At 68.4% G+C, this 9,708-nt stretch carries 3 protein-coding genes, 1 tRNA gene and 1 rRNA gene; 4 read left to right on the top strand and 1 reads right to left on the bottom strand.

Translation table 11 applies throughout. The features are described from left to right. From rrf to ACFV9W_RS34990, 3 genes are all read left to right on the top strand, one after another. Window positions 1-93, top strand: a 5S ribosomal RNA gene (gene rrf / locus ACFV9W_RS35000); the annotation flags it as partial. A 118-nt stretch (window positions 94-211) separates the two neighbouring features. Then, on the top strand, window positions 212-877 hold the full coding sequence (locus tag ACFV9W_RS34995) for a DegT/DnrJ/EryC1/StrS family aminotransferase (RefSeq protein ID WP_385769331.1): 666 nt from the start codon (window positions 212-214) through the stop codon (window positions 875-877). Window positions 878-962: 85 nt separating this feature from the next. Beyond that, window positions 963-1,035, top strand: a tRNA-Thr gene (locus ACFV9W_RS34990). A gap of 81 nt (window positions 1,036-1,116) precedes the next feature. On the opposite strand, the gene ACFV9W_RS34985 is transcribed toward ACFV9W_RS34990, so the two are convergent. Beyond that, window positions 1,117-3,738, bottom strand: coding sequence for a SpoIIE family protein phosphatase (locus ACFV9W_RS34985; RefSeq protein WP_385769327.1), 2,622 nt, complete (start codon window positions 3,736-3,738; stop codon window positions 1,117-1,119). A 380-nt stretch (window positions 3,739-4,118) separates the two neighbouring features. On the opposite strand from ACFV9W_RS34985, the gene ACFV9W_RS34980 reads away from it, so the two are divergent. After that, window positions 4,119-9,683: a HAMP domain-containing protein gene (locus tag ACFV9W_RS34980; RefSeq protein ID WP_385769325.1), complete on the top strand. Its 5,565-nt coding sequence runs from the start codon at window positions 4,119-4,121 to the stop codon at window positions 9,681-9,683. Window positions 9,684-9,708 lie beyond the last annotated feature (25 nt).

The following is a 9,708-nucleotide window of genomic DNA, read 5'->3' as shown; positions in this document are numbered from 1 at the left end:
ACGCCCGGTTACATTCCGAACCCGGAAGCTAAGCCTCACAGCGCCGATGGTACTGCAGGGGGGACCCTGTGGGAGAGTAGGACGCCGCCGAACTAATTTTGATAAAGAGCTGATCCCCGAACCTTTTGGTTCGGGGATCAGCTCTTTTTTGTTGCTCGTCACCTGTCGTTCACGTCGCGTGGGCACGATCCCTGACATGGGCACAGTTGAAATGCTGCGAGCCGCAGGCGTCGGGACCGGGGACGAGGTCATCGTGCCGGCGTTCGGGAACGCCGAGGTGGCCGAGGACGTCGTGCTGGCGGGGGCCATGCCGGTCTTCGCCGACATCCACCCGGAGACGTACTGCATCGATCCCTCCCACGTGGCCGCCTCCGTGAGCACACGGACGGCCGCGGTCGTCGCCGTGCATCGCTTCGGCCACCGAGCCGATCTCGCCGGGCTGCGGGAGCTGGGCCGGCGGCACGGCCTGCTCGTGCTCGAGGAGCCGGGCGAGTCCGAGAAGTCGTACGACGAGGTGGCTCAACGCCGTGTGCGCGCCGCCTATTTGAGTGCGCGGCTCACCGGCGTACGGACGCCTGTCGGGCAGGAGGGGCACACGTATCAGCAGTACGTCGTGCGGGTGCCCGGTAATGGGCGGCCGGACCGGGACGCCTTCGCGCGGGTGTTGCGGGGGAAGGGCGTCGAGTGCCGGGTGCCGGTGAAGACGCCGGTGCACCGGCTGCCGGGTTTCCGGTGCGATGTGGCGCTTCCCGAAACCGAGCTGGCCGCCGACGAGACGCTCGCGCTGCCGATCGAAGCGGCGATGTCGCGGCGGCAGTTGCAGCGCGTCGTGCATGCCTGCAACGCATTGGGCGGATTGCTGCAGCCGGCCTTCTAGAACCGTCCTGGTGGGTGGTTCGGAGGGGCCTCAACATCAGGTAAGCTTAATGTCGTTGCCGAGCGGGAAACCGCGAAAGCGACAGGCCCCTATAGCTCAGTCGGTAGAGCGTCTCCATGGTAAGGAGAAGGTCAGCGGTTCGATTCCGCTTGGGGGCTCGTGAATTGAAGGCCTCCGCCCATCGGGCGGGGGCCTTTTTCGTATCCCCCGCCCCTGCCGCCCCCCCCCGGGGGGGCCTGTCAGTCGTGGTGCAGGCCCGGGACGCGCATCGCGAGGATCGCCATGTCGTCCGACGGGGCGTCCGCGGCGAAGCGCTCCACGGCGCGCATGATGCGGGCGGCGACAGCGCCGGCCGTGAGGCCCGTACAGGTGGACAGGACGTCCGCCAGGCCGTCGTCGCCGAGCATGCGGCTGCCCTCGCGGCGCTCCGTGATGCCGTCCGTGACGCAGAGCAGGACATCGCCCGGGTCGAGCGTCAGCGTCTGCTCGTACAGCTCCAGGTCGTCCATGACGCCGAGCAGCGGCTGGGGCTCCGCGTACGGCTCGACCGTGCCGTCCTGGCGGAGGCGGAGGGGGAGCGGGTGGCCGGCGCAGACCATCTTCACGATCGCCGAGCCGTCCTCCTGCGGCCACAACTCCCCGTAGAGCAGGGTGAGGAAGCGGCTGCGGGCGCCCTCGTCGAGGATCGCCGCGTTCAGGCGCTCCAGGACCGCCGGGCCGCCGAAGCCCTCGCGGGCGAGCAGGCGCAGGGCGTGGCGGGCCAGGCCGGTGACGGCCGCGGCCTCCGGGCCCGTGCCGCAGACGTCGCCGATGGCGAAGCCGTACGCGCCGTCCCGGATGGGGAACAGGTCGTAGAAGTCGCCGCCCACCTCGTTGCCCTCGCCGGCCGCGCGGTAGATGACCTCCACCTCGACGCCGGGGACGTCGGGGAGCTCCGGAGGCAGGAGGCTGCGCTGGAGGGACTGGCTGATCGCCATGCGCTCCGAGTACAGGCGCGCGTTGTCGAGGGCCAGGGCCGCCCTGCGGCTCAAGTCCTCGGCCAGCTCCAGGATTTCCTGGCGGAAGTGTTCGTCCGTCGGCTTGCCGAGGGTCAGCATGCCGATGACGCGGTTGCGGGCGACCAGGGGGAGGACGACGGTCTCGCCGCCGACTGCGGAGGCCGTCTGGAGCGTCGTGCCGATGCCCGAGCTGACGCTCGCCGGTTCGCCGAGGCCCAGGCTCCTCATGGACGTACGCAGCGCCGCTTGATGGGCGGCTTCCGCCGGGGCGGCCCAGACGCGGGCGCCCGGGGTCGGGACCGGGTCCGGGGGCGCGATCTTCGAAAGGAGCGCCTTGAGGCCGTCGATGCGCTCCTCGTCCTCGTGCAGCACATAGGAGAGGTACGGCTCCGATGCCTGGTCGGCGATCGTGTAGACCGCGCACCAGGTGGCGAGGGTCGGGACCGTCATCTGGGCCATGAGCGCCAGGGTTTGGTCCCTGTCGAGCGTGCCCGCCAGAAGGTCGGAGGCCTCGACAAGGAAGCTGAGCGAACCGCGGCGGAGCTTTTCCAGCTCTCCCAGGCGGGCCGATTCCACGGCCAGCGCGATGCGGTCGGCGGCGAACTGCAGGCGCAGCGCCTCTTCGTTCGAGTAGCGGTCCGGGGCCTCCGCCGCGACGCCCAGTGAGCCCGTGAGGCGGCCCTCGACCTTGAGCGGGACCGTGACGACCGAGCGCATGCCCGTGCCGTTCAAGAGCGGGACCGCGCCCGGGACTTGGGTGAGGTCCTCGTGCACGGCGGGCATCCGGGCCGAGCCGTAGCGGTTGGGGCCGACCTCGACGGGCACGCGCGCGAAGCGCTGCCGCGCGGAGGGCAGACCGGTCGAGGCGCGGACCTCGAGCTCCGTCTCGTCGTCCGTGGCGAGCAGCAGGAACGCGGAGTCGCCGTCGAGCATGTCGCGGGCGCGCTCGACGGTGCGCTGGAGCAGCCCGTCGAGGTCGTCGGGCGCCGGCGAGCCGATGAAGACCTCGAACGGGTCGGAGCCCTGGCTCTCGGAGTGCGACGCCGGGTCGGGGGAGGGGAGGCGCAGCGGGGTCTGGAGGACCGCACGCTCGTGGTCGCGCACCAGGAGGCAGACGGTCGACGGGTCGCCGTCGGTGTCGCGGACGCGCAGGTGCGAGGCGTACACGGGCGTCACGCGGCCGTTGGCGGTGCGGATGCCGTAACTGCCCTCCCAGCGCGAGAGTTGGAGGGCGTCGACGATGCCCGTGCTGGTGCCGGGGGTGTGCGGCCAGGCCGCGAAGTCCGTGAGGGGTTTGCCGGTGACCTGCTCGGCCGCGTATCCGAAGAGCTCCTCCGCGTCTTCGTTCCACCCGGTGATCGCGCCGACCCGGTCGATCTGGACGACGGCCACGCGGACCCGCTCGTCCGCGAGCGGGAGGAGGTCGGTGGGGAGGTTGGGGCCCGCGGCGCGGGTGCCCACCGAGCGCTCGGGGAGGTCGAGTTGGAACCAGACCCGCTTGTGCGTGGCCGAATAGTCGACGCCCCAGCGGCCGGCGAGCGCGGCGCAGAGCTGGAGGCCGCGGCCGCCCTCGCGGTCCGGGCTGCCCATGTTCATGGCGGACGCCTGCAACGGAATCTCGCGCTCCGGGTACCGGTCGGAGACCTCGATGCGGACGTGGTCCTCACTTCGCAGGCACAGAACCTCCGCGGATGTGCCCGCGTGAACCACGGCATTTGTCACGAGTTCGCTGGTCAGAACGACGGCGTCGTCGATGATGTCCGCATGGCCCCACCCCTGGAGGGTGTCGCGTACGAAGGAGCGGGCGGTCGCGACGGAGCGTCCGACCGGCTCGAAAGTGGCAGCCGCGCGCGCGGTGATCACAGAACTCCCTGTACGAGTTGTACTCGATGTCCGAGTGTCGAGGCCCAGGTCTCCCGTACCCATGTCTCGGCCGCCCCTCCGATGCCCGCTCGTTTTCCGCCACCGCCCAGGCCGGGCAGACCGGGGTGGGTGGACAGCCGCATGCAAGGTTACTTACCTTCGCCGTCACTGCGGATGCCGGTCGTCTGTGTTTCCGCCCGGAGGGTGTGCGGACGGTGTGCGAAGCTGCCGAACTGTTATGGCCTGGTTCAGCCATGGTGAAACACTGGGCAAGCTTCCATAGAAGAACGCATTGAAGTGCCGATGCGGCGGTAGAAGCGAATCCGAGAAACACCCGAGCAACCCGAGCAGTACAGGTCGATCCCTGCGGGAGGGACACAGTGGAGTCTGGCGCAGCGACGCGAAGCAAGAAGGCGCGCGCAGAAGGCGGACAGTCCCTGACAAAACAGCGCAAAACGCGCGGTGGCAGCGGCACGACGACGGTGGATACCGCGGCGTTGAACCGGCTGCTCGCAGGTCTGGTCGCGATGAGAGACGGAAATTTCCGCAAGCGCCTGACCGTCAGTGGCGACGGGGTGATGTCGGAGATCGCGGCTGTCTTCAATGAGGTGGCCGACCGAAATCTGCACCTTACGGGCGAGATGTCACGGGTGCGCCGCATGGTCGGGCGCGAGGGCAAGCTCACCGAGCGGCTCGAGACGGGCGCCTGTGAGGGCTCCTGGGCCACCGCGATCAATGCGTCCAACGCGCTCGTGGACGACCTCGTACGGCCCGTCTCCGAGGTCGGGAGGGTGCTCTCGGCGGTCGCGGACGGCGACCTGTCGCCCCGTATGGAATTGCGGGCCCAAGTGCCGGAAGGGAAGCCTGAGGGGCACGGGCATCCGCTGCGGGGCGAATTTCTGAAGGTCGGCCGGACCGTCAACAACCTGGTCGATCAGCTCTCCACGTTCACCGACGAGGTCACGCGGGTGGCCAGCGAGGTGGGTACCGAGGGCAAGCTCGGTGGACAGGCACGCGTACGTGGAATGTCCGGTTCGTGGAAGGATCTCACGGATTCGGTCAACACAATGGCGTACCGGCTGACCGCACAGGTACGTGACATTGCTCTCGTCACCACCGCGGTGGCCAAGGGCGACTTGTCCCGGAAGGTCACGGTTCACGTCGCGGGCGAGATGCTCGAGCTGAAGAACACCGTGAACACGATGGTGGACCAGCTGTCGTCGTTCTCGTCCGAGGTCACGCGTGTGGCGCGGGAAGTGGGCACGGAGGGTGAGCTCGGCGGCCAGGCCCAGGTGCCCGGTGTGGCCGGGGTGTGGAAGGACCTCACCGATTCGGTGAACCTCATGGCCGGCAACCTGACCGCGCAGGTGCGTGGAATCGCACAGGTCACGACGGCGGTCGCCAACGGTGATCTGTCGCAGAAGGTCACGGTGTCGGCGCGCGGCGAGGTCGCCCAGTTGGCCGAGACCATCAACCAGATGACGGAGACCCTGCGTACCTTCGCGGACGAGGTCACGCGGGTGGCGAACGAGGTCGGCGCCGAGGGGCAGCTCGGCGGCCAGGCCAATGTGCCGGGAGCCGCCGGCACGTGGAAGGACCTCACCGATTCGGTGAACACGGTTTTCCGGAACCTCACAACTCAGGTTCGGGACATCGCGACCGTCACGACGGCGGTGGCGAACGGTGATCTGTCGCAGAAGGTCACCGTCGACGTCGCGGGCGAGATGCTCGAGCTGAAGAACACCGTGAACACGATGGTGGACCAGCTGTCCGCCTTCGGTTCCGAGGTCACGCGGGTGGCCCGGGAGATCGGTGTCGAGGGTGAGCTCGGTGGTCAGGCGCTCGTGCCCGGCGCGGCCGGTACGTGGAAGGACCTGACCGACTCCGTCAACACCGCGTTCCGCAACCTCACCGGGCAGGTGCGCAACATCGCCCAGGTGACGACGGCGGTGGCGAACGGTGATCTGTCGCAGAAGGTCACCGTCGACGTCTCCGGCGAGATGCTCCAGCTGAAGAACACCGTGAACACGATGGTGGACCAGCTGTCGAGCTTCGCCGACCAGGTGACCCGCATGGCGCGTGACGTGGGCACGGAGGGCCGCCTCGGCGGTCAGGCCCGCGTGGACGGCGTGAGCGGCACGTGGAAGGAGTTGACCGACTCCGTCAACTTCATGGCCGGAAACCTGACTTCACAGGTGCGGCAGATCGCTCAGGTCACGACGGCGGTCGCGCGGGGTGACCTGTCGCAGAAGATCGACGTGGATGCCCGCGGCGAGATCCTGGAGCTGAAGAACACCATCAACACGATGGTCGACCAGCTCTCCGCCTTCGCGGACCAGGTGACCCGCGTGGCCCGTGAGGTGGGCACCGAGGGCCGTCTGGGAGGCCAGGCGCAGGTGCCCGGCGTCGCAGGCGTGTGGCGGGATCTGACGGATTCCGTGAACGGCATGGCCGGCAACCTCACGGCTCAGGTGCGCAACATCGCCCAGGTGGCCACGGCGGTGGCGCGGGGTGACCTGTCGCAGAAGATCGACGTGGATGCCCGCGGCGAGATCCTGGAGCTGAAGAACACCCTCAACACGATGGTGGACCAGCTCTCCGCCTTCGCCGAGCAGGTGACCCGGGTGTCCCGCGAGGTGGGTACGGACGGCATCCTCGGCGGCCAGGCCGAGGTGCAGGGTGTGTCGGGTACGTGGAAGGACCTGACGCAGTCCGTGAACGGCATGGCCAACAACCTGACGCTTCAGGTGCGGAACATCGCCGAAGTGACCACGGCTGTGGCGCGCGGCGACCTCTCCAAGAAGATCACCGTCGACGCCAAGGGCGAGATCCTCGAACTCGTCACCACGGTGAACACGATGGTGGACCAGCTGTCCTCGTTCGCCGAGCAGGTGACGCGGGTGGCCCGTGAGGTGGGCACCGAGGGGCAACTGGGCGGCCAGGCAAGGGTTCCGGGTGTCACGGGCATCTGGAAGGACCTGAGCGACAACGTGAACCTCATGGCCAACAACCTGACCATGCAGGTGCGCAACATCTCCCAGGTCGCCAACGCGGTGGCCAACGGTGACCTGACCCGTCAGGTCACCATCGAGGCGCGCGGCGAGGTCGCGCAGCTCGCCGACACGTTCAACACGATGGTGCGGACCCTGAGTTCGTTCGCCGACCAGGTCACCAAGGTGGCCCGCGAGGTGGGCACGGACGGCATCCTCGGCGGCCAGGCCCGCGTACCCGGAGTGTCCGGTACGTGGAAGGACCTGACCGAATCCGTGAACGGCATGGCCTCGAACCTGACCGGACAGGTGCGCAACATCGCGATGGTCACGACGGCCATCGCCAAGGGCGACCTGACCAAGAAGATCGACATCGACGCGCGCGGTGAGATCCTCGAGCTGAAGACGACGATCAACACGATGGTCGACCAGCTGTCGTCGTTCGCGGAGCAGGTGACCCGGGTGGCCCGTGAGGTGGGCACCGAGGGGCAGCTGGGCGGCCAGGCGCGGGTGCGCGACGTGGACGGCACGTGGCGCGACCTGACCGAGTCCGTGAACGAGATGGCCGGAAACCTGACCCGTCAGGTGCGTGCCATCGCGGCCGTCGCCACCGCGGTGACCCGCGGCGACCTCAACCTCAAGATCGACGTCGACGCCGCGGGCGAGATCCAGGTCCTCCAGGACAACATCAACAAGATGATCTCGAACCTGCGCGACACCACGATCGCCAACGAGGAGCAGGACTGGCTCAAGGGCAACCTGGCCCGCATCTCGGGCCTGATGCAGGGCCGCCGCGACCTCGACGACGTGGCGGGGCTCATCATGAGCGAGCTGACGCCGGTCGTGTCGGCGCAGCACGGCGCGTTCTTCCTGGCCCTGCCGCTGGACGACAGCGCCGACGCGACGGTGGCGGACGAGGACGCGTACGAGCTGCGCATGTGCGGGAGCTACGGCTACTCCATGGGCTCCATGCCCACCGCGTTCCGGCCCGGCGAGACGCTCATCGGGACGGCCGCACAGGAGCGGCGCACGATCCTCGTGGACAACGCGCCCAGCGGCTACCTGAAGATCGCCTCGGGGCTCGGTGAGGCGCCCCCGGCGCAGGTCATCGTGATCCCCGTGCTGTTCGAGGACACCGTGCTCGGTGTGATCGAGCTGGCGTCGTTCACGCCGTTCACGCAGATCCAGAAGGACTTCCTGAACCAGATCGCGGAGATGATCGCGACGAGCGTCAACACGATCTCCGTCAATACGAAGACGGAGGTCCTGCTGCGGCAGTCGCAGGAGTTGACGGAGCAGCTCCGTGAGCGTTCCGCCGAGCTGGAGAACCGGCAGAAGGCCCTCCAGGCGTCCAACGCCGAGCTGGAGGAGAAGGCCGAACTGCTCGCCCAGCAGAACCGGGACATCGAGGTGAAGAACACCGAGATCGAGGACGCGCGGCAGGTCCTGGAGGAGCGCGCCGAGCAGCTCGCCGTCTCGATGCGCTACAAGAGCGAGTTCCTCGCCAACATGTCGCACGAGCTGCGCACGCCGCTCAACTCGCTGCTCATCCTTGCCAAGTTGCTGGCCGACAACGCCGACGCGAACCTCACCCCGAAGCAGGTCGAGTTCGCCGAGACGATCCACGGAGCGGGCTCCGACCTGCTCCAGCTCATCAACGACATCCTCGACCTGTCGAAGGTCGAGGCGGGCAAGATGGACGTCTCGCCGACGCGCATCGCCCTGGTGCAACTTGTCGACTACGTAGAGGCCACGTTCCGGCCGCTGACCGCGGAGAAGCAACTCGACTTCTCCGTAAGGGTGTCGCCGGAACTGCCCACTACGTTGCACACCGACGAGCAGCGGCTCCTTCAGGTGCTGCGCAACCTGCTCTCCAACGCGGTGAAGTTCACCGACTCCGGTGCCGTCGAACTCGTCATCAGGCCGGCGGGCGCCGACGTACCGAACGCGATCCGCGAACAGCTGCTGGAAGCGGGCTCGTTGACGGAGGTGGACGGCGATGTGATCGCCTTCTCGGTCACCGACACCGGCATCGGCATCGCGGCCAGCAAGATGCGCGTCATCTTCGAGGCGTTCAAGCAGGCCGACGGGACGACGAGCCGCAAGTACGGAGGTACGGGCCTCGGCCTGTCCATCAGCCGCGAGATCGCCCGCCTCCTGGGCGGCGAGATCCACGCGCAGAGCGAGCCCGGACGCGGCTCGACCTTCACGCTGTACCTGCCGATGCACCCGAGCGAACTGCCGCCCCAGGGGTACGCGCAGCTCGCGCCGACCATCGAACCGGGGGAGCGGCTCGCCCTCGACGCGGCGCCCGAGCCCGAGCCCGCGGAGGTCGAGACCCCGGCCGAGGTGCGGTCCTACCAGGACACCCAGAACGGGCCGGCGGCGCTGTTCCGGCGCCGCCGCAGGTCGACTCCGACGCCGCCCGAGCGGATGGCGCCGCAGGTCTCGCAGAGCCCGCCGCAGAGCCAGCCACTGCCCGCTCAGGAGCGCGCGGAGGAGCACTGGGACGGCGGCATGGCGGGCGCGACGGGCGCGTCCGAGAAGAGCACGCCCACGCCCCGGCACGGGCTGCTCTTCGGTGGCGAGAAGGTGCTCATCGTCGACGACGACATCCGCAACGTCTTCGCGCTCACCAGCGTCCTGGAGCAGCAGGGTCTCTCGGTCCTGTACGCGGAGAACGGGCGCGAGGGCATCGAGGTGCTCGAACAGCACGACGATGTGACAGTCGTGCTGATGGACATCATGATGCCGGAGATGGACGGCTACGCGACGACGACGGCGATCCGCAGGATGCCGCAGTTCGCCGGGCTGCCGATCATCGCGCTCACCGCGAAGGCGATGAAGGGCGACCGGGAGAAGGCCATCGAGTCGGGCGCTTCCGACTACGTTACGAAGCCGGTCGATCCGGACCACCTGCTCTCTGTGATGGAGCGGTGGATGCATGGTGAGTGACCGGAAACCGGAATGTTCAGGATGA

This window comes from Streptomyces sp. NPDC059897, assembly GCF_042730865.1.
In the GTDB taxonomy this organism is placed as follows: Bacteria; Actinomycetota; Actinomycetes; order Streptomycetales; family Streptomycetaceae; genus Streptomyces.
The sequence above is the reverse complement of the archived record's forward strand: the minus strand, read 5'-3'. Positions and strand labels throughout refer to the sequence as shown.

Coding starts and splice junctions, on each gene's coding strand:
- ACFV9W_RS34995 (WP_385769331.1), top strand. CDS start 212: ATGCTGCGAGCCGCAGGCGTCGGGACCGGGGACGAGGTCATCGTGCCG.